General features: G+C 43.8%; 17 protein-coding genes. 7 read left to right on the top strand and 10 right to left on the bottom strand.

From position 1 onward, the window contains the following. Positions 1-10: 10 nt before the first annotated feature. Positions 11-2,014, top strand: a complete 2,004-nt coding sequence (locus E2K93_RS05485) for a urocanate hydratase (RefSeq protein WP_135438131.1) — start codon at positions 11-13, stop codon at positions 2,012-2,014. Positions 2,015-2,183: 169 nt separating this feature from the next. On the opposite strand, the gene E2K93_RS05480 is transcribed toward E2K93_RS05485, so the two are convergent. Next, on the bottom strand, positions 2,184-2,420 hold the full coding sequence (locus E2K93_RS05480) for a hypothetical protein (RefSeq protein WP_135438130.1): 237 nt from the start codon (positions 2,418-2,420) through the stop codon (positions 2,184-2,186). 281 nt (positions 2,421-2,701) lie between these two features. Here E2K93_RS05480 and E2K93_RS05475 point away from each other — a divergent pair, with 281 nt between their 5' ends. Beyond that, positions 2,702-3,388, top strand: coding sequence for a pirin family protein (locus tag E2K93_RS05475; protein ID WP_135438129.1), 687 nt, complete (start codon positions 2,702-2,704; stop codon positions 3,386-3,388). A gap of 8 nt (positions 3,389-3,396) precedes the next feature. Here E2K93_RS05475 and E2K93_RS05470 read toward each other — a convergent pair whose 3' ends face one another. Then, entirely contained in the window at positions 3,397-5,466 is a 2,070-nt protein-coding gene (locus tag E2K93_RS05470) for a TonB-dependent receptor (RefSeq protein WP_228445511.1), read from the bottom strand. A gap of 232 nt (positions 5,467-5,698) precedes the next feature. On the opposite strand from E2K93_RS05470, the gene hutI reads away from it, so the two are divergent. Further along, entirely contained in the window at positions 5,699-6,934 is a 1,236-nt protein-coding gene (gene hutI / locus E2K93_RS05465) for an imidazolonepropionase (protein ID WP_135438127.1), read from the top strand. A gap of 100 nt (positions 6,935-7,034) precedes the next feature. On the opposite strand, the gene rraA is transcribed toward hutI, so the two are convergent. The 8 genes from rraA to rpmE form a co-directional block, all read right to left on the bottom strand. Further along, the gene (gene rraA, locus E2K93_RS05460) at positions 7,035-7,520 is read right to left on the bottom strand and encodes a ribonuclease E activity regulator RraA (RefSeq protein ID WP_135438126.1); all 486 of its coding nucleotides are present in this window, start codon (positions 7,518-7,520) and stop codon (positions 7,035-7,037) included. Positions 7,521-7,670: 150 nt separating this feature from the next. Continuing rightward, a complete protein-coding gene (locus E2K93_RS05455) occupies positions 7,671-8,759 on the bottom strand; it encodes a DUF3541 domain-containing protein (protein ID WP_189637858.1) in 1,089 nt (362 codons plus the stop codon). A 1-nt stretch (position 8,760) separates the two neighbouring features. After that, positions 8,761-9,858: a DUF3541 domain-containing protein gene (locus E2K93_RS05450; RefSeq protein ID WP_135438124.1), complete on the bottom strand. Its 1,098-nt coding sequence runs from the start codon at positions 9,856-9,858 to the stop codon at positions 8,761-8,763. Next, positions 9,842-11,704, bottom strand: coding sequence for a M3 family metallopeptidase (locus E2K93_RS05445; protein WP_135438123.1), 1,863 nt, complete (start codon positions 11,702-11,704; stop codon positions 9,842-9,844). The genes E2K93_RS05450 and E2K93_RS05445 overlap by 17 nt, the downstream gene beginning before the upstream one ends. After that, positions 11,679-12,629 carry an alpha-L-glutamate ligase-like protein gene (locus tag E2K93_RS05440; RefSeq protein ID WP_135438122.1) on the bottom strand — a complete coding sequence of 317 codons (951 nt, stop codon included), beginning with the start codon at positions 12,627-12,629 and terminating at the stop codon, positions 11,679-11,681. Before E2K93_RS05440 ends, E2K93_RS05445 begins: the two co-directional genes overlap by 26 nt. Positions 12,630-12,646: 17 nt before the next feature. Beyond that, entirely contained in the window at positions 12,647-14,143 is a 1,497-nt protein-coding gene (locus E2K93_RS05435) for an inactive transglutaminase family protein (RefSeq protein ID WP_135438121.1), read from the bottom strand. Between the two features lie 3 nt (positions 14,144-14,146). Next, a complete protein-coding gene (locus E2K93_RS05430; protein WP_135438120.1) occupies positions 14,147-14,860 on the bottom strand; it encodes an ATP-dependent zinc protease in 714 nt (237 codons plus the stop codon). A gap of 303 nt (positions 14,861-15,163) precedes the next feature. Further along, positions 15,164-15,376 carry a 50S ribosomal protein L31 gene (gene rpmE / locus E2K93_RS05425; RefSeq protein ID WP_135438119.1) on the bottom strand — a complete coding sequence of 71 codons (213 nt, stop codon included), beginning with the start codon at positions 15,374-15,376 and terminating at the stop codon, positions 15,164-15,166. Between the two features lie 219 nt (positions 15,377-15,595). Here rpmE and priA point away from each other — a divergent pair, with 219 nt between their 5' ends. From priA to hslU, 4 genes are all read left to right on the top strand, one after another. Continuing rightward, on the top strand, positions 15,596-17,818 hold the full coding sequence (gene priA / locus E2K93_RS05420) for a primosomal protein N' (RefSeq protein WP_135438118.1): 2,223 nt from the start codon (positions 15,596-15,598) through the stop codon (positions 17,816-17,818). A 138-nt stretch (positions 17,819-17,956) separates the two neighbouring features. Further along, positions 17,957-18,556, top strand: coding sequence for an SPOR domain-containing protein (locus tag E2K93_RS05415; protein ID WP_135438117.1), 600 nt, complete (start codon positions 17,957-17,959; stop codon positions 18,554-18,556). A gap of 116 nt (positions 18,557-18,672) precedes the next feature. Then, positions 18,673-19,191, top strand: a complete 519-nt coding sequence (gene hslV, locus E2K93_RS05410) for an ATP-dependent protease subunit HslV (RefSeq protein ID WP_135438116.1) — start codon at positions 18,673-18,675, stop codon at positions 19,189-19,191. Between the two features lie 51 nt (positions 19,192-19,242). Next, a complete protein-coding gene (hslU, locus tag E2K93_RS05405; protein ID WP_135438115.1) occupies positions 19,243-20,574 on the top strand; it encodes an HslU--HslV peptidase ATPase subunit in 1,332 nt (443 codons plus the stop codon). The last annotated feature ends 33 nt before the right edge of the window (positions 20,575-20,607 follow it).

Genomic DNA, 20,607 nt, shown 5'->3' with positions numbered 1-20,607 from the left:
GCTTAGAATAATGACTGATTTTCAACAACAGATTACCCAAGGCATTCCTACTGAGTTGCCTGCAGCTAAGCCTTATCCGGTTGATGCAAACCGTGCACCTAAGCGTAAAGACATTCTTAGCGCCGAAGAAAAGCAACTAGCGGTACGTAATGCTTTGCGTTACTTCCCAAAACAATGGCACCAAGAATTGGCACAAGAATTTGCCCAAGAGTTGAAAGACTTTGGTCGCATTTATATGTACCGTTTTAAGCCAAACTATGAGTTAAAGGCGCGTTCGGTAACGGATTATCCAGCTAAGTGTGAACAAGCCGCGGCGATCATGCTTATGGTTGATAACAACTTAGACCCAGCGGTTGCACAACATCCAGAAGAACTTATTACTTATGGTGGTAACGGAGCTGTATTCCAAAACTGGGCGCAATATCTGTTAGCTATGAAGTACTTGAGTGAAATGGAAAGTGATCAAACATTGCACATATACTCAGGGCACCCGATGGGTTTGTTCCCCTCTTCACCAGATGCTCCGCGTGTGGTTGTTACCAATGGCATGATGATCCCAAACTATTCACAACCTGACGATTGGGAAAAGTTTAACGCATTAGGTGTGACCCAATATGGCCAAATGACGGCTGGCTCGTTTATGTACATTGGTCCGCAAGGCATCGTCCACGGTACCACAATTACGGTAATGAACGCATTTCGTAAAGTATTAGAACAAGGTCAAAGCCCACAAGGTAAAATTTTCCTAACCGCGGGTTTAGGCGGTATGAGTGGTGCGCAACCTAAAGCCGGTAATATTGCCAACTGTATTACCGTATGTGCTGAAGTAAACCCGAAGGCTGCGACGAAACGTCATCAGCAAGGCTGGGTAGACGAGCTTATTGATAATATGGATGACCTTGTTAGCCGCGTGCAACAAGCACAAGCCAATCAAGAAGTTGTCTCTATTGCCTATATCGGTAACATCGTTGATGTTTGGGAAAGCTTTTATGAGCACGACATTTTCGTTCACTTAGGCTCAGATCAAACGTCATTGCATAACCCTTGGTCAGGCGGCTATTACCCAGTAGACATCAGCTATGAAGAATCTAATCGTTTAATTCGTGAAGAGCCAGAGCTATTCAAAGTTAAAGTGCAAGAAACCTTGAAACGTCATGCCGATGCCGTTAACAAGCACACCGCACGTGGTACCTACTTCTTTGATTACGGTAATGCCTTCTTACTAGAAGCGTCACGTGCCGGCGGCGACGTGATGGCTGAAAACGGTATTGATTTTAAATACCCGTCTTATGTACAAGATATTCTTGGCCCGATGTGCTTTGACTATGGTTTTGGTCCATTCCGTTGGGTATGTGCCTCAGGCAAGCCTGAAGACTTAGACAAAACCGATGAGATTGCTGCACAAGTGCTAAGCAAAATCATGGAGCAATCTCCTGAAGAAATTCAGCAGCAAATGCAAGATAACATCACTTGGATCAAAGACGCCAAGCAAAACAAACTGGTGGTTGGCTCTCAGGCTCGCATTCTGTACGCAGATGCACAAGGTCGTATGGAAATAGCTAAAGCCTTTAATGACGCCATTAATCGTGGTGACATTGGTCCGGTTGTTTTAGGCCGTGATCACCATGATGTTAGCGGTACTGATTCACCGTTTCGTGAGACCTCAAATATTTATGATGGCAGTCGCTTTACTGCGGACATGGCGATTCATAATGTTATTGGTGACAGTTTCCGCGGTGCCACGTGGGTATCTATCCATAATGGTGGCGGTGTCGGTTGGGGCGAAGTGACCAACGGTGGTTTTGGTATGTTGCTTGACGGTAGCGCTGACTCTGAGCGTCGATTGAAGTCAATGTTGTTGTTTGATGTAAACAACGGTATTGCTAGACGCAGCTGGGCGCGCAATGAAGAAGCCAATTTTGCCATTAAACGCGAAATGGCGAGAACGCCGAAACTAAAAGTGACTTTAGCGAATCTTGTTGATGACGATATCTTAGACGATTTATCGTTCTAAAACATTAGCTGAGCTGTGCCATGGCTGCGCTGTAATTGGCGTAGATATGGCATAGCTCAAATGTTTAATACCATTGCCTACCGTCTGAGCATTGTCTCGACATTCTCTCACTTCATTACCATATTGCAGCCACATTGCGACCACATCGTTAGCATTCTAAGCTGACACATCATAAAAGTGCCAGCAGCATGGCGATACCAATCAATACACTAATATAGATAAACAATTTACCAAGCTCGCTATTGGCTTTGTGCTTTTGCTCATAATCTAACAGCATTTGCTCAACTTCTCGGTCTGATAAACCATGGCAGTGATGACAATTTTCTTGTTTTTTTGGAAACGACAATCCACAGCGTTGACATCGCTGACTAGGTCGCATTTTTATTGGTACGCGGATTGGGGACATACTTGTCTGGCCTATGTTCGCTAAGAACTCTTAATATCTAACAATAAATCATCGGCTTAGATGTTGATTGTGTCTATTGCATATGAGCGATAAATGCTATCGATAGATTGGTGCATGGTAAGCTCAAAACTATCCAACAATGGCTAACGGGTCAATGAATTGTTGCTCCGTATTGTTTACTTCGTTTGATAAAATCGAACAACAAGCGCCAATATTACTAATTTTATTCGCCTGCATAGCTTATTACACTGTATCTATTCAATCCGATACGGGAGTAAGTTATGAAATATGTTCGCCGCAATAATGAGCGAGGACAGGTCGATATCGGCTGGTTGCAATCCAAGCACAGTTTTTCATTTGGTCACTATTATGATCCTGCGCATATGGGGCTGTCGGTATTGAGAGTGATAAATGATGATGTTGTCGCACCGGGCGCTGGTTTTGGTGCGCATGGTCACCGTGATATGGAAATCATCTCCTATGTACTTTCCGGTAGCCTTGAGCATCAAGATAGCACAGGTAACCGCTACCAAATCGAGGCAGGGGAGGTGCAACGCATGAGTGCAGGCAGTGGCATTATGCATTCTGAATACAATGCCTCTCAAGATGAGCCGGTCAACTTTTTGCAAATCTGGATAAAACCTCAACATAAAGGGTGCACGCCATCATATGAGCAGAAAAAGATTGTCCAAAATGGCGCGCTGACGCCTTTGGTTACCCCTAACGGTAGCGGTGATTCTTTAACCCTAGATCAAGATGTGCAGTTATCTCGATTGCAGCTAGAGCAGGGCGATAGCTTTGAGCTGGGCGACAAACAATATCAGCTGTATTTACACGTGTATGCTGGTGAGATTGATGTCGCAGGACAGCGCTTTGTTGCCGGTGATGGCTTTGCTATTGACCGTGGTGAACTGTATACCTTGCAGGCCCAAAGCGAAGTTCAGGCCTTGCATTTTCTGTTACCCTAAACGCTTATCTAAAATTGGTAGCGCAGGTCCAGGTATACGCGACGTTGTTGTCCGGGGAAATATCGATCCCCGGCAAAGCCACTAAAGTCTGCACGAGCGGCGTATTGTTCATCTAACAAATTAGCAACTCTTAATTGCAGGTTAAATTCTGGGCTAAATTGATATTTACCGGAAAGATCAAACAGCTGATGGCCATCATAACGGTGTTCATTTTCAGCGTCGGTGTAATATTGATCAACAAATCGATACTGAATTTGTGAGCTAAGTTGGTCATTTACTTGCCAAGCTAAACCTGCCGTATGCAATTGCTTTGGTGCCGAGTCCATATCGTTACCGGCAATGTCGGCAAACTGATCGCTGTTACCATGGGTATAGGTGTGGCGACTGTAACTACTGTGTTGAAAGTAGCGTAACCACGAGGTTATTTGCCAGTTTAGATCCAGCTCAAGCCCTTTATGACGTGAACCAGCACCATTGACGTTAAAGGCATCGCTGTCGCGAATAATAATGTCTTCTTTTTCGCTATAGTAGCCCGCTAGCTTTAAGTTGATAGATGGGGTGATCATCGCATAACCCAGCTCTATGCTATCGGTTTGTTCAGAGTCTAAGTCGGCACTTTGTTGATCCCGTTGTAAACGGTACAGTTCGGTCGCTTGTGGGGCTCTAAAGCCATGACCAGCATTAACATAAAGCTGTGATTGGTTATCGATTTGGTATTGAGCACCTAACTGATATGACGGATTGTTAAACGAGTCTTCACGACTTTGCGGCCTGCTATAACGGCAACCGCCAAAACCACATGGCTCGCCATTTTCATCGGTGCGACCGCTTATCATAAGATTATCGTAGTCATAGTGTTGATAATCGATACGAGCGCCAAACTGCCAACTTAGCTTGTCAGTATGTTGCCAAACACCACGAACAAAGGCACCACCATAACTTGCATCCACCTCATAATCGTACTGTTTACCAACCGGGATCGTCTCTTGCAAAAACTCTGAGCCTTGTGTTGGTTGCTCTTGAAATTGCAATAGGCTGGCTTGGGTAAATTCACTATCGATACCGAATAACCATTGCAGCGCAGCTGTTTGGCGCAAATGGTACTGAGATTTAAGACCGACACTTTGCTGACGATTTTTTTCCACCGGCTGCCCAGGCAAAAAGTGCATTAAGAATTCCATATCAGCGTGGCGCAAATAGGGGGTAATACTCAGCTGATCACCATTTTGCATTTGCTGTTCAATATGCATCGATGCGCGCAAAGAGTAAGCGTCTCGATACGCTTCTGGGTTTGGGTTTGATTCGGCGATATCATCATCTTTATAGGCATCTTTACCAACAATATACCCCGCTGTTTGCTGTGCTAAGTGACTGGCACTGATGCTCGTGGTGTAACTGGTGTTTGCCGCATCATGTTGATGCTTGAGTTGAAATTGTTGCTGTTCAAAACCAGAATCATCACGCCAGCCTTTATCATCGGTAAGTGATAATTGGCTTCTGATGTTCGACTTAGCACTATTGCCATCAAAGCTTGCCCGATAAAGCTCGTCACTGCTGATACTGGTGCGAACCTCTAACATATCGTCATCGAGTACCTCTGGGGTGATGACATTGATAACACCGTTTTGCGCGTTAGAGCCGAACACTGAACTCCATGGCCCCTTGAATACCTCAATGTAACTGGCTTGATTGAACGGCGTTTCAAACAACTCATTGATATTACAAAAGCCAGCGGCACGAATTGGCACACTATCAACCAAGGTTAATAAACTGCCACAGGCGCCGGCACCGGTTAGTACAGGTGAGCGCAATGACGGCAGGTATTCGACACCACTACCACGATGAATGTCACTGCCACTGATACGTACCATGACTTGTTCAATATGCTCGGCATTGATGTCATTCAATGTTTGCTTATTTAAGGTGCTTATCAGTGTGTCAGCACCATTTTTGTTGTCGACAACGATACGCTCCATGGCACTGGAGCTCTCTTGTTCTGATACGGCTGCCGCCACTGAAAAAGGCACACTGGTGCTTACAATTAGGCTAATGAGTGAAACAGGTTTGGGTAAAGGCATAGAAATTATTTTGCTTGTTTTTATCGCTGACATACTAACACTTGTTAAATGAAAGTTAACAGTAAAACTAAACAATAAAACGGAATATCTAAGATGCTATCTGTTGCATTGTCGCTCGTACACATTGCTTGGCAAAATGCTGTCTGCTTTTAACGCTTTATATTTGCTCCAAAACAGCTTGCACCGTACAATAGCGGGCAATTACAGATATCAATATTTGAAAGGATTACTCATGCAATCAGTATTGTCTCACTCTTGGCAAACGGTGTTTATCAACGCCAATATTGCGACCATGACCCAAGCGGCTACGTCTTACGGCACCCTTGAGAATGCGGCGTTGGCAATAGCGGATGGTAAGATCGCTTGGTTAGGTCATATGAGTGTGTTACCGACATTAAGTGATGCCGTAGAGGTCGTTGATGTGCACGGCATGTGGTTAACACCTGGGCTAATAGATTGTCATACCCATATTGTATACGGCGGCAATCGTGCCAATGAATTTGAAATGCGTTTACAAGGTGCGAGCTACGAAGAGATCGCCGAAAGTGGCGGCGGTATTGTGTCTACGGTTAAAGCAACTCGCGCGGCCAGTGAAGATGAACTCTATGCCAGTGCATTTAAGCGCTTGAATGCGTTACATAATGAAGGGGTTACTAGCCTAGAAATAAAATCTGGTTACGGTCTTGATTTAGATACTGAATTAAAAATGCTTAGAGTTGCCAAACGATTGGGCCAAGCCTTACCGGTGAGCATTGAGAAAACCTTTTTAGGGGCGCATGCATTACCTACGGAATATCAAGGTGATAGCGATGGTTATATTGACTTAGTATGCAATACCATGATCCCAGAGGTAGCAAAACAAGGGCTCGCTGATGCCGTTGATGTCTTTTGTGAAGGAATTGGCTTTAACATCGAGCAAACCGAAGCAGTATTTACAGCCGCCAGTGAACATGGCATTCGTGTCAAGGTACATGCAGAGCAGTTATCTGATTTAGGCGGCAGCGAATTGGCGGCGCGTTATAACGCATTATCAAGTGATCATTTGGAGTATTTGTCCGAGTCTGGTGCAAAAGCCATGAGCGGTGCGGGTATGGTTGCAGTGTTATTGCCGGGCGCGTTCTATTTTTTACGTGAAACCAAATTACCGCCTTTACAGACCCTGCGTGATAATAACGTGCGTATGGCGATTGCCAGTGATGCAAACCCTGGTTCATCGCCGATTAACTCGATTCAATTAATGCTCAATATGGCATGTACCTTGTTTCGTATGACACCAAACGAGGCGCTAGCTGGGGTGACCTGTAATGCAGCTCGTGCATTGGGCATTGATGATAAAGTTGGTGAGTTAGCCATTGGTATGGATGCGGATATTGCTATGTGGGATATTAAGCAACCGGCGGAGCTTTGTTATCAATATGGTGTTAACCCATTAGCTGCACTGTATAAAGGTGGCCAAAAGGTATCTTAACTCTCTGATTTTACATTGTATATTGCATAAAAAAGGGCTGGCGTTATTTACGCTAGCCCTTTTTTTAATCTATTAATACCCAGCGATGTTAATTATGCTGTTATTCAATATCAAGTGGGTCTTGGGATAATATGATACCGGTGTTATCTGCGTAGATATGATCGTCCGGTAAAATCGTAACGCTGGCGAAATTGACCGCGACGTCGACCTCACCAACATTGGTGTCATCGGCACCGACAGGAATCGAAATCATGGCTTGAATACCCATGTCGATATCTTCTAACTGGTCGACTTCGCGCACGCTGCCGTAACAAACAATGCCTTCCCAACCGTTTTTCTCAGCCGTTTCTGCTATGTATGAGTCAATCAACGCACGGCGAGTGGAACCGCCACCATCAATAACCAGTACTTTACCGCTGCCATCTTGTTCAACCATGTCACTGATCAAGCCATTTGACTCAAAGCATTTAATGGTCACCACAACACCGCCAAAAGAACTACGTCCACCGTAGTTACTTAGCATAGGTTCGAGTACGTCAATTGAGTCACCATAAAGGTTGCATAACTCAGATGTATTGTATTGCATTTTGGGCTCCAAAATTCCTTTATTAAGGTTTTTCTTGGGAATCTGACTACTAGTATAACGGTTGTTCGATAACGAACAAGTGAAAGTTTTTTAACTGCAATGCTGCTTTGATGAGGCGATGTTAAAAGCGGCCGTTTGGCCGCTTTTTATTTACTGTTGATAGACCAAAGGTAAACTGGCTTTCATCTTTTTGTCTTCGAGTAAGAATGGCCCTTGATGTAATTTCTTTGGCCAGTTCAACAAGGCATATGCTAATACATTACGATGCTCACCATAGCTAAGGCTATCGCTGCCACTGATGGATAGCACCATATTTTTTTCCGGATCAACGGCGTCATTAATCTCACGCTGCATTGCCGCCAACGTTGGGTGGTCGTTTAAGCCTGCCAATAGATAGCACAAGCCAATCTCGGCTTGAATGTCTTCTTTTGATTTCTCTTCTATGCGCTGTTGGCGCTTTTCAAAATAGTCGAGAATCCACGCATGCTTTTCTTTGGATACCATTTGCTGGTAATAATTACTGTCTGCTAGGACGATATGGGTAAGGCCGTAGAGCTTGTTGTTGAATTGATTCTTACTTAATTGGTCATCTTTATCGTCTGGATAGGCGTTCTCAAAAGCCGAACGTAAATCTCCTGTCCAATCGACCACGCCGATGTATTTTAACCAATAAACGTAATTAGCGACTTGCGCCGCATAGGCATGAATAAAATCCGCAGACATCATAAAGTCATGCAAATCTGCGTGCTTTAGATAATTGACAAACTGTTCATGCGCTGGGTGTTTTAAACCATATTCATTGAGCTTTGCCATTTGATAAATTAAATACAAGGCAAAGCGTTTATCACCGGTTCCTTGCAGTGTCTTTTTACGCAACTTGCTGCGACGAGTATTAGATAAGCGATCAATCATTTTTTGCGCTTGCTGCTCACGCCACTTGCTGTTGCTAAGATTATCGGCGTACATATTTAGGCGATCGGTAATTTGATATACCTCAGCACCTGATTGTTGCGCATAATACGCCTCGCCGGTTAGGCGGTACATTCTTACTGCGTAATGATTTTGAGCATACGTCGCTAGGCGCACATAATTGCTGTCGTAGTTGTTGCGAATACGCTCTGCGGTGAGTTTGTATTGTTCTGCAAGATCTTGTTCAGCACGATCCTCAGAACGTGACGGACTCGCCACAGCAAAAAATAATGTCGCGGCTAATACAGAACAGGTGAAAAAACGTTTCATCTTAATGTTCTCCGTCATGTTCGTCTTCGATTTCAAAATTGTGCGCCGGTATGTATCTCTGCACACCATGAATTTGGTGGAAGAAAGGTCCCTCAGTTAATTCTTCTGGCCAGGTGTATAGCATATAAGCAAGCACATTACGGTGTTCGCCACTGGCAAGGTCTATTTTTCCAGAGACACTTGGTATCATGCCCGCTTGTTCATTAAATGCCTCAACTAAAGAGTCTTTTGCTTTACCGACCATAGGGTGTGACTTTTCTTTCATCAGCAAGTAACTGATACCAACTTCCGCCATAATATCGTCGGTCGAGTCTTTCATAATACGTTGTTCATTTTTGCTAAAATAGTTAAGGATCCAGCCAAATTCATCTTTACTGACGTACTGTTGATAATAGCTTGATGCGGCGAAGATAAAGTGAGTTAAGCCATACAGTTTATTGCGAAAATGCCAACGCGATAATTCGTGGTCTTCGGCATCTGGGTAGGCGGCAATAAAGGCCTCTTTGTATTGTTTGCTGTAGTCTGCAATACCTAGCTGTTTTAACCAATAGACGTAATTTGCCAATTGCGCAGCCCAAGCTCTAATCATGGTTTTATCCGTAAGGCCCGGCAGAAAGTCGTAGTTTTTTAGGGTGCTAGTGACTTGCTCTGGCAAAGCCACGCCAAATTCGTCCAACCTTGCCGCATAACGCAGTAGCTCGTCGGCATAGAAAATAAATTCAGGGTAATTTTCTAGCGCTTTGCGGCGGGCTTTACCACGGGTTCCTTTGCTCATCGCATCGGTTAATCTCTTCGCACTTTGTTCAATATAACCTGGGTTATCAAGGTACGGCAGGATGGCGTGCATGCGGTCGTTAACGACATAGTAATCGTATAACGCCGATGCGAGGTATTTATTGTCGCCCGTCATTCGATAAAGACGAATTCCATAGTGTCCTTGAGTACGCGGCGGTAACTGAAATAGGTTGCTTTCAAAGGTATATTTTATTTTACTGGCAACATCGTCATAACTTAGTTTGTCGGTCTGTTCGGCGCAGGCGACTAGACTGACAAGACTTAGTGATAATCCGCACAATAGTGAGTTAAAGATCTTTTTCATTTGCCACCCATAAAATGATGTCTTGCAGTGTTACCGGCTTTTTATACAGTTTAGAAATCATTTCTGTCATTTTGATACTGCTACCTTGTTCAAACAAAAAATGCAGGTAATCTTCGCCAGTGTATCGTTTAGCCATATAGTCTTCGAGTAAGCGTCGAGCAATGGCTTCTGACCAAATATAGCTGTAATATCGCGGCCCATAAGTCCCTAAATGAGAAAAACTATATTGGTTTGATGCGCCCTTAGGATAAGGGTGGCCGAGATAAATTTGTGAGAGTTTAGCGTTTATCTGTTCAATGTTGGCTGCGGTCACAGGTTGTGAGTAAAAGGCCAAACCTTGTGCTGCTTTAAATAATCTCAGTCTAAATTTGGTGCCGGTATCAGGCTTCTCGGTTGTGGCAACTACTTTACCAAACATGCGTTTTTGCATTGCCGGATCAAAACTTAACCATTCAAACCACTTGGCAGGCATCTCAACAAGATCTCGCTCAATACTGATACCGGCAACAACATGGTATGGCTGAATTGAGACTAAGTTGTGCAACAGATGACCAAATTCGTGAAAAAACGATTTCAGGTGGGTTTGTTGCCATTCATCTTCTGGAAGGTTGAGGATTAATGCGCTGACGGGCATTTGCACATCAGTGATACCGCGGCGCATCGCCCGATGTCGATTGTTGGGGTATTTTTTCTTGCGTGGATACAAATCAAGATAAAACTTACCGATGTCTTTACCTTGCTCACCCGCCTGTTTTAGCATGTAAACTGAGACGCTTTTATGCCAAGCCGGTTCGTCCAGTTTTCTTACCTGCAGGCCAAACTCGGTTTCGAGTAAGGTAAATAAACCTTGATGAGCTTGTTCTGGGGTTAAACTTTCGTTGACGTCGTTAGTTTTTTCGAGTTCTTCTTGTTGCTCTTGGAGATAGTAAAAGTTCCAAGGCGCTGGCGCTTCAGGCTCTTTTTTTACAATACCTTTTAAAAACGCCTCTACATCTTTGGGCGACTCGATCATGGTTGATTGCAACTGCAATTGTGCGTAATTATCAAAACCGAGGGCTTTGCCACTTTGATCGCGCAAACTTAACATGTCGAATAAATGCTCTTGATTGGTCTTGCTATGTCGTCCCTGATATTGGGCGTAGGCCATTTTACGGCACTGTTCATCAGGTAATCGTCTGATAAATGTGGCATAGGTTGAACCTTCAATTTGGGCATCAATTCGGTCATTTTTGACGTATCGTTTTTTGTACTTATCTTCCAAACCATTGGCACAATTTGGTGGCAGCTTAAATTTTTCTTTTACTTTATCTTTTGTGCCTTTACGAAAAAGCACGGACGCTTCTTTGCCTTGCGCTTTTAAACTCGCAAAATCTTCATTACCAAGCAATTTATTGCGATATCGATATTTTTTTAACACCCGTATTTGCAAAGGCGTTTTTGCGTATGGTTCAGCATTATCAAGCACTGAGGTAACGGTTTGACTGCCGAGAAAGGCATCAATATTGACCGCTGCGGACAGCTGACATTGTTCTGCGGCTTTAATTAACTTGCTATCTGATAACACGTTAGCGTACAAAAAACTTTCGAATAATAGGTTGTATGCGGGGGTCAATATTTGTTCGAGTTGTTGGATGTTGCCGTCAAAACTGTCTTTTGCGGTAATGGCTACCGGTTGGTTTAACTTATCGTGCAGTTCAACACAACGCATTGCAATATCTTCACCAAATGTTACTGGCTGTTGTTTTTTTGATGCAGCAAAAGTCGTTGCACTAAACGCAGATGTAAAGATCAATAAAGTCGTAACCAAATGAATGGTTAGGTTAGTCACTAAAGTGGGTTTTGGCATATTCGACTCGCTCTTCAACGCTTTTGGGGCGACGATGGTCAAGAGCCTCAAGTTGTCTCAAACGAGGCAGCATACCCATGCCGTTTGCTATTTGAATGGCCAGACCAGGGCGAGCGTTGAGCTCGAGCACCATAGGCCCTTTTTCTTTATCTAAAACGATATCTGCACCTAGGTAGCGCAACCCCGACATTTCAAAACAGCCAGCAGAAAGCTCTAATAAGCGATCCCAGTTATGTATTTCAATATCGGCGAAAATTTTACCGGTATCAGGGTGAGCTTTTATCGGCCTGTCGTATTGCACCGCACGTTTGGCTTTACCTGTGGCTATATTGATGCCAACGCCAACCGCACCTTGGTGTAAATTTGCTTTGCCGTCACTGGCGTGTGTCGCCAAACGTAACATTGACATCATCGGGTAGCCTTGAAAGACGATTACCCTAAGATCAGGCACACCTTCATGGCTTAATCCGGCAAAAATAGGGTCGAACTGAATCAAGGCTTCTACTACGGCTACATCCGCTGCACCACCTAAACTGAATAGGCCGGCGAGAATATTACTGCAATGTCTGATTACTTCGTCTTTGGGAACGTATTCACCGCTGGCTTTCATATAGCCTTTTTCATCGGTCTTGAGAATAACCAATATGCCCTTGCCACCACTGCCTTTGGCCGGTTTTATGCAAAAGCCACTGTGTTGGTCCAGTAATTTAAATACCTGATTGACTTCATATTGGAAGCGCACAACACCAATTAGATCCGGTACCGCAATGTCATGCTCTAGCGCCAAATGCTTGGTTTTGAGCTTGTCATCGACATTTGGATACAAAGCGCGATCGTTGTAGCGGCCAATGTAGGAAAAGTTACGTTGGTTCATGCCCATAATGCCGCGGTCGCGCAATTTAAATGGGTTGGCAAAATCAAACATAATCTGCTCCCTTTGCCTTAATCTTCAGCCATAGGCTTAAAACGACGCAATTCTAACAGTCGGTAACCAGTGTATTGGCCCATCATTAAAATCAATGCCATGACGATGGCGTGAGCACCTAAAAAGTTAAATGCCCAGTGACGTATCATATGGTTGTCCATTAAGAGGTAGGCCACTATAGCGACGATCATCGAACCGGAACCTTGAATCAGCACTTCTTTGCCGCCTTCTTCTTCCCACAGGATACTCATCCGCTCAATGGTCCAAGCCATTATAATCATTGGGAAAAAGGTGATGGTCAGGGCTTCTGTAAGGCCCATGCGAAAGGCAAATACAGTAAACACGGTAATGATACCAATAACGACGATGACCACGGCTGATATCCTCGACACCAGCAGCAAATTCAAATGCGACAGATACGATCGAATGACTAAGCCGGCCGATACGATTAATAAGAAACCAACGACGCCGTTAAGCAATTCGGTTTGTATAAACGAGGTGGCGATTAATATCGGCATAAAGGTACCGCTACATTTTAGGCCGATTATGACCCGTAAAAACACCACAACTAGCGCACCTACTGGAAGCAACAATATTCCTTTAAACAGGTTTTGCTCTTCGAGTGGTAATTGATATAAACCAAAATCAAAAAAGTCGCCTTGTTTGGCCGAGTTGTTAGCCTCTATAACCGCGCTGGTGGTGGTTTTACTGATTGAGAATCTTACTTTAGAATTGCGACCGCCTTCTAAGTCTAACAGTGATGGTACGCCTTGCTGCCACACTAAGACAGGCAACTCGTCGTCGATTGATTTTGATTCAATGTCGAGTAATTGCCAATTATCATTAATGTATAGTTGCACCAATGGAATCAGACTTTGGTTGCGGCGACCATCTTCAAGGGTTAAACCGCGTACCCGCTGAGAAGGGATATCCGCCATTAACATTAACTGGGTAAATATTTTGGTTTTTGAATATTGTGATTTTAAAATGGCAACGTCTTGATCATCGGAGTTTAGCGCTTTACGAGCTTGTATAACCAGCGATGATTGACTGCCTGATTTACCGTAAATACTGTCAAATAAGGTATCTAATGAGCTTTGCATCGGCTCATCAAACGGAACTGGTTCTGGGGTTGTCATTGGTGCAGGCATAGGATCAGGTGCAACCGCAAGTTTGACCGACGCTTGATAATACAGCAGTTGCTTGCCTTCGGCCTCGCGCTTACTCCATGTGACTGAAGGGTTGTCTTCGTCACGATCTATGTTCATGCCGTAACCTGGTGATGCGGTAAACTCATCGACCAGTTCAAAGTTATTATCTTTTGGCAGTGTCAGTGTCGCCGTTACCGGATCGCCAGAACCGGTAAATTGAATACTCGCTTCAATTTGCCATATATCAACTTGTTCACCCGGGGTTAATGGTACCCCCATTTTTGCATGGCGATGATAAATGCTCGAAAGGCCCGCAATAAATAAAAACGCGATAAAAATTAAAAACGGTTTACTTGATGTCACTGATTATTCTCCACCTTGTAAGAATTTGGCACTAACATCGACCATGGCAATATCTTGTAAAAATTCTCGGCCAAGCAACACCTGGTATTCGAGGTGATCTCGATCAGCGAGTGAAAAATCGGCGCTGAAATCTTTGTCTCCGAGTTTGAAACGCATTTTAATCACTGGACGGCGATTAACGTCACTACTGGTTTGTTGAATAATGCGGATGATGCGATCTATTGGGTATTCATAGGTGTGAGCATTTTCATCTTTGTTTAGGCTAAATCGCACCCATTTTTTGCCGTCACGTTCAAATCGTTTTTCGTTATAAACACCCAGCGACGATGTTACTGCACCTGTGTCTATACGAGCCGAATATTTCAGTTTTTCTTTGGTAAAAAACACGCTTTCAATACCACCAATGATCATTTTGTCAGAGGCAACCACGGCGTCGTCCTTGCTTTCTTCACTGCAATTTTCAACATAAACTATTTCTTTTTCTGGGGATTTTTGATCAACCTTTTGTGCCTCCAAAGCCACCACAAGTTCATCAACCAGTGCTTGATTATCTTGTTGGCATTGGGCGTCAATTTGCGTGGTCAGGTTTTTTTCCATGCTATCGAGTTTGTTGTTTACTTGCTGTAAATGTTGAGCCGAATCTTCGCTCTGATCTGATGTTGCGACACATCCGCTGATAGCCAGTACTGCAAATATCGAAGTTAAGTGCTTGAACATATTGATTTTCTAGTAGTTGTTTTACGAAAGTGTACTATAAATTTTAAGACAAATTTCAGATTTTGTTACTTTTTAATAGTTTTAATATATTGCAGCTTAGATAAAGTGGACATCACGCGAATAAAAATGAAAAGATTTACTCGGCGCAAATAATAGAACGTGCTTTAGAAAGAGTTGTTGAGATTTTGCGGGCAATAGTTTGCACAGTGCTGTGCAGATAACGGAGATTAAAAAGTTATCGCTTTAGATAGCAAAAAAGGCGCCTGAGCGCCTTTTTTTAAAACCTTTCGGTCGAAGTAATAATTACTTCTTACCAAGCATTGCGAAACGCTTGTTGAATTTGTCAACACGACCACCAGTCTCAGCAGCTTTTTGCTTACCAGTGTAGAACGGGTGACACTCTGAACATACGTCTAGGTACAAATCTTTACCTACCGTTGAACGAGTTTCGATAACGTTGCCACAAGAACAAGTTGCCTTGATAGCTACGTAATTAGGGTGAATACCTTCTTTCATGGGATAACCTCTGTTTAGGCCGTATCGCCATCTGATCCTGTGCCAGACACCATACGAGTTACAATTTAAGGGTGCGCATGATACGTGATACAAGGCTAATGTTCAACTAAATTCTACGCAAATAAGTTATTTTTTGTACTTTTATTTTCGCTTGGCAAATGTCAGCATACTGGTCACAATATTAGACAGCTAATTTTACCAACAAAAAACGATACTGCTTTGCCTAATAAGGATATTTTCATCGATGTCGCTCTGCCCGTGCCGATGCGACAATCATTTACCTATCAATATGATTCAGCGCTGTCTGAACAAGCTCTTCTGCCTGGTAGTCGCGTCTTGGTGCCATTTGCTAATCGTAACCTGATTGGCGTGGTTTTGGCCGTCGATACCGATTGTCAATACGATGCCGATAAAATTAAATCGATCAGCGGTATATTGCCAAGTCAGGGCAACTTAAACGAAGAGCAAGTGGCGTTTTTAAGCTTAATCAGTCGTTATTATCATCATCCAGTTGGTGAAGTGTTTGCCACCGCATTGCCTGTGTTATTAAGGCAAGTGGCGCCACAAGATCTCGAACCTACACCATGCTGGCGGAGAAATCCGTTGTTGAGTGAGCAACAATTTGCTGATCAAAAAGCCAAAATTAAGGCCAGCGCCCATCAACAATTGGCGCTATTAGCATTTTTTACCGGCGATAAGGAATTAACCTGGCCAGAAATTCGTATGGCTGGTTTTAGCAAAGCACAATTGAATGCTCTGTTGAAAAAAGAGTTATTAGAAGAAGATGTGATAACCAATGAGGTTTATACCTTCCATCAACAGCAGTTGAGGGAAAGTAATAAGCCGCGTTTATCGGTAGAGCAATCCTTGGTTATCAGCGCCATTGCCAATGAACTAGAGTCTTATTCGTGTCATCTGGTTGATGGCATCACCGGTAGTGGTAAAACTGAAGTCTATTTGCAATTGATTGAAAAGGTACTGCAACAAAACAAACAAGTGTTGGTATTGGTGCCAGAAATCGGTTTAACGCCACAAACCTTAAGCCGTTTTGAAAAGCGCTTCGCCGTGCCTGTCGCCTTGCATCATTCCGCGTTAAGTGACAAAGAGCGGTTACAAACATGGCTGCACAGCAAATCCGGTAGTGCGGCGATTATCATTGCCACTCGTTCGGGTGTGTTTACGCCGATGCTTAATCCTGGACTTATCGTTATTGATGAAGAACATGATGGCTCCTTTAAGCAGCAAGATGGCTTTCGCTATCACGCCAGAGATATTGCCATTCTCAGAGCGCGACAATTAAACATTCCTATTGTATTGGGCAGTGCAACACCGGCGCTAGAGACCTTACATAATGCCAAGTCAGGCAAATACCACTACCACCAATTAACAGAGCGTGCCGGTAACAGTCAGCTGGCGGATATTGAATTGATTGATATGGCCAGAGAGCTCTCTGAATTCGGCATGTCAGGGACGCTTAAGTTGGCGATTGAACAAACCTTAGCGAAAGATGAGCAAGTGTTGTTATTTCTCAATCGACGCGGTTTTGCACCGGCGATGACCTGCCAAGAATGTAACTGGATTTGTGATTGTCAGCGCTGTAACAAGCCTTATACATTGCATCAAAATCAAGGCCTATTGGTGTGTCATCATTGTGGTAGTCAAAAACGTGTCATCAAGCAATGCCAACAATGCGGTAGCATTCGTTTAAAGACCATGGGCCAAGGCACTGAGCAACTTGAGCAGCGCCTTAATGAATTATTTCCCGAGTATTCATCGGTACGTATTGACCGCGACAGCACTCGTAAAAAGGGCCAATTAGCAAAATTGCTGCAACAGATTAATGACAATGAGCATCAGATATTGGTGGGCACACAAATGCTCGCTAAAGGGCATCACTTTGCCAATGTGACCTTGGTCGCGGTGCTCGATGTCGATGGTGCACTATACAGTTATGATTTTCGTGCGCCGGAACATATGGCACAACTGTTGGTGCAAGTGTCTGGCCGTGCAGGACGTGAAAGTAAAAAAGGTAAGGTGTACGTGCAAACGCAATTTCCTGAACATCCTTTATTACAAGATTTGGTCAATAATGGCTATGGTCATTTCGCGCAATTTGCCCTAACCGAACGACAACAAGCGTTTATGCCGCCCTATAGTTTTCAGGCATTATTTCGCGCTGAAGCCAATGCGTCGCACTTACCACAGCAATTTTTAAGGGATATTAGTGCCATAGAGTTGGGGGATTGTATGCTCAGTGGTCCGGTTCCGCCACCGATGGAAAAAAAGGCCGGTAAGTTTCGTTTTCATTTGTTAGTGCAATCGGCAAATCGAGCTGCGCTGCACAATGCCGTGAAACAACTCACCGATAATATTCAGCAACACCCATTGAAAAACAAGGTTCGTTGGTCAATCGACATCGACCCACAAGAACTCACTTGGTAAATCCTCCCTGTAATATGGCACTGTAACGAATAAATACCGTGCCTCGAGCGCAATAAAAGGGCTGTATTTTGTGCACGACTGAGTTAAACTTATTTTGTAACGACAATAATAATCTTCTCAATTAAAAGTGAACGCGCTATGGCTCATAAAGACTATGTGACTCGGAATCCGAGAGCCAAGAAAAAACAACGTAATCCCTATAAAGGCAAAAAAAATAGCAAGCAGGCTAAAACACAAGGTAATGCTAAGGTATACCTTGGCTTAATTGTTGTGGTCATTGTTGGCTTTGGCTATGGCTTGAAGTTATTAAAAGATAACGCCCCTGAAGTTGATACCGCGCAAACCACCTCAACAGCAAACGATGTTGCTCAATCCTCGTCAGCGCCTGTTGAAGACGTGGCAGATCAAATTGCCCCGGTGCCACAAGAACGCTTTGAATATCCTGAAGAACTTACCAACAAAAACGTTGAAGTAGACGAGTCCATTTACGATGTAAAACAAAAAGGCCCGTATCAAATGCAATGTGGTTCGTTTCGCAGCAAATCACAAGCTGACCAGCTAAAAGCGACCATTGCCTTTGCTGGATATGCTAGTGAAGTTCGCCGCACACAAGGTAAGAATGGCGTTTGGTACAAAGTGGTACTAGGACCGTTTGAACGCAAACGTATGGCTGAAAAGGCCAAACATACCTTGAAAAGCAATAAGGTTAATTACTGCCAAATTTGGCTTTGGACTTGAAAACACCGCCAGTCATTCCCACATTAATCTACAAGTAGATATTTCCTACCGACGTTCTATCCACAAGACCCTCTGTGTTTGGATATAACTTCGGTTTTTATTTGTAGAGGTTCGATGTGACAACCATAGTTTCTGTACGCCGCAATGGCAAAGTATGTATCGGCGGTGATGGTCAGGTAAGTCTGGGCAATACCGTGATGAAAGGTAATGCTCGTAAAGTTCGCCGTCTCCATAATGATAAAGTATTAGCTGGCTTTGCCGGTGGTACTGCCGATGCTTTCACGCTATTTGAGCGTATGGAAAGCAAGCTTGATATGCATCAGGGGCACTTAACGAAAGCAGCGGTAGAATTAGCCAAAGACTGGCGTAGTGACCGAGCCTTGCGTCGCCTAGAGGCGATGTTGGTTGTCGCGGATGAAACCGCCTCGTTAATCATTACCGGTAACGGCGACGTGGTGCAACCAGAAAACGATCTGATTGCCATAGGCTCTGGCGGTAACTACGCCCAAGCTGCTGCTACTGCACTGTTGGAAAATACCGAGTTGTCTGCTCGCGACATCGTTGAAAAGTCGCTTACCATCGCTGGTAACATCTGTGTCTTCACCAACCTGACTCAAACCATTGACGAAATTTAATATCTAAGCCTGGTTTGTCGCTGTAACCGGGTGTTTAAATAGGAAAAAAATATGTCGAATATGACTCCTCGTGAAATTGTTCATGAACTGGATAGCCACATTATTGGCCAAAACGATGCTAAAAAAGCCGTCGCCATAGCCTTGCGTAATCGCTGGCGCAGAATGCAATTAAGTGACGAATTACGTGCTGAAGTAACGCCTAAAAATATTTTGATGATAGGCCCTACCGGTGTTGGTAAAACCGAGATTGCTCGCCGTTTAGCCAAGCTTGCTAATGCACCATTTATCAAAGTCGAAGCAACTAAATTTACCGAAGTCGGTTATGTGGGTAAGGAAGTTGAAACCATCATTCGTGATTTAACGGATATGGGCGTAAAACTAACCAAAGAAGTTGAAATGGAACGCGTTAAGTTTAAAGCGGAAGAAGCCGCTGAAGAGCGTATTCTCGATATTTTATTGCCTAACCCAAGAAATACGTTTGGTGAGACCGAACAGGCCGACAATGCGTCAACTCGTCAAGTATTCCGTAAAAAATTACGCGAAGGCAAGTTGGACGATAAAGAAGTTGAAATCGATGTTGCGCAACCGCAGGTTGGCATGGAAATCATGGCGCCTCCTGGCATGGAAGAGATGACCAACCAGCTGCAAAGCATGTTCCAAAACATGTCATCGGATAAAACCAAAAAACGCAAAATGAAAATCAAGGAAGCGTTAAAAGCGGTACAGGAAGAAGAAGCCAGTAAGCTGGTTAACAGCGAAGACTTGAAAGAAAAAGCACTCGAAGCGGTTGAGCAAAATGGCATTGTCTTCATTGATGAGATTGACAAGATTTGTAAGCGCAGTGACGCCGCCGGTGGTCCTGATGTATCTCGTGAGGGTGTGCAACGTGATCTATTGCCATTGGTTGAAGGGTCTACCGTCACCACCAAACACGGTATGGTGAAAACCGATCACATCTTGTTTATTGCCTCTGGTGCATTCCAAATGGCTAAACCAAGTGATTTGATCCCTGAATTGCAAGGTCGACTGCCTATTCGTGTTGAATTAAGAGCATTGACCGTTGAGGACTTTATTCGTATTTTAACCGAACCAAATGCCTCACTAACAGAGCAATATATCGCCTTGTTAGCAACCGAAGGAGTGCATGTTGAATTCACTCAAGATGGTATTGAAGCGGTTGCCAAAGCGGCTTGGCAAGTAAACGAAACCACCGAAAATATTGGTGCTCGTCGCTTGCACACTGTAATGGAACGCTTAATTGAAGAACTATCATTTCAAGCGGATGCTAAGTCTGGACAAACCATTAGCATCGACAAAGACTACGTTGAATCAAAACTGACCGTTTTGGTTAAAGACGAAGATTTAAGTCGCTTTATCCTGTAGCGTGCGAGTCAAATAACTGAAATAAAGAGCAAT

The sequence above is a fragment of the Thalassotalea sp. HSM 43 genome, from assembly GCF_004752005.1.
Taxonomy (GTDB): Bacteria; Pseudomonadota; Gammaproteobacteria; order Enterobacterales; family Alteromonadaceae; genus Thalassotalea_A.
This window is presented reverse-complemented; position numbering and strand designations above follow the sequence as displayed.

Coding starts and splice junctions, on each gene's coding strand:
- E2K93_RS05485 (WP_135438131.1), top strand. CDS start 11: ATGACTGATTTTCAACAACAGATTACCCAAGGCATTCCTACTGAGTTG.
- E2K93_RS05480 (WP_135438130.1), bottom strand. CDS start 2,420: ATGTCCCCAATCCGCGTACCAATAAAAATGCGACCTAGTCAGCGATGT.
- E2K93_RS05475 (WP_135438129.1), top strand. CDS start 2,702: ATGAAATATGTTCGCCGCAATAATGAGCGAGGACAGGTCGATATCGGC.
- E2K93_RS05470 (WP_228445511.1), bottom strand. CDS start 5,466: ATGCCTTTACCCAAACCTGTTTCACTCATTAGCCTAATTGTAAGCACC.
- hutI (WP_135438127.1), top strand. CDS start 5,699: ATGCAATCAGTATTGTCTCACTCTTGGCAAACGGTGTTTATCAACGCC.
- rraA (WP_135438126.1), bottom strand. CDS start 7,520: ATGCAATACAATACATCTGAGTTATGCAACCTTTATGGTGACTCAATT.
- E2K93_RS05455 (WP_189637858.1), bottom strand. CDS start 8,759: ATGAAACGTTTTTTCACCTGTTCTGTATTAGCCGCGACATTATTTTTT.
- E2K93_RS05450 (WP_135438124.1), bottom strand. CDS start 9,858: ATGAAAAAGATCTTTAACTCACTATTGTGCGGATTATCACTAAGTCTT.
- E2K93_RS05445 (WP_135438123.1), bottom strand. CDS start 11,704: ATGCCAAAACCCACTTTAGTGACTAACCTAACCATTCATTTGGTTACG.
- E2K93_RS05440 (WP_135438122.1), bottom strand. CDS start 12,629: ATGTTTGATTTTGCCAACCCATTTAAATTGCGCGACCGCGGCATTATG.
- E2K93_RS05430 (WP_135438120.1), bottom strand. CDS start 14,860: ATGTTCAAGCACTTAACTTCGATATTTGCAGTACTGGCTATCAGCGGA.
- rpmE (WP_135438119.1), bottom strand. CDS start 15,376: ATGAAAGAAGGTATTCACCCTAATTACGTAGCTATCAAGGCAACTTGT.
- E2K93_RS05415 (WP_135438117.1), top strand. CDS start 17,957: ATGGCTCATAAAGACTATGTGACTCGGAATCCGAGAGCCAAGAAAAAA.
- hslU (WP_135438115.1), top strand. CDS start 19,243: ATGTCGAATATGACTCCTCGTGAAATTGTTCATGAACTGGATAGCCAC.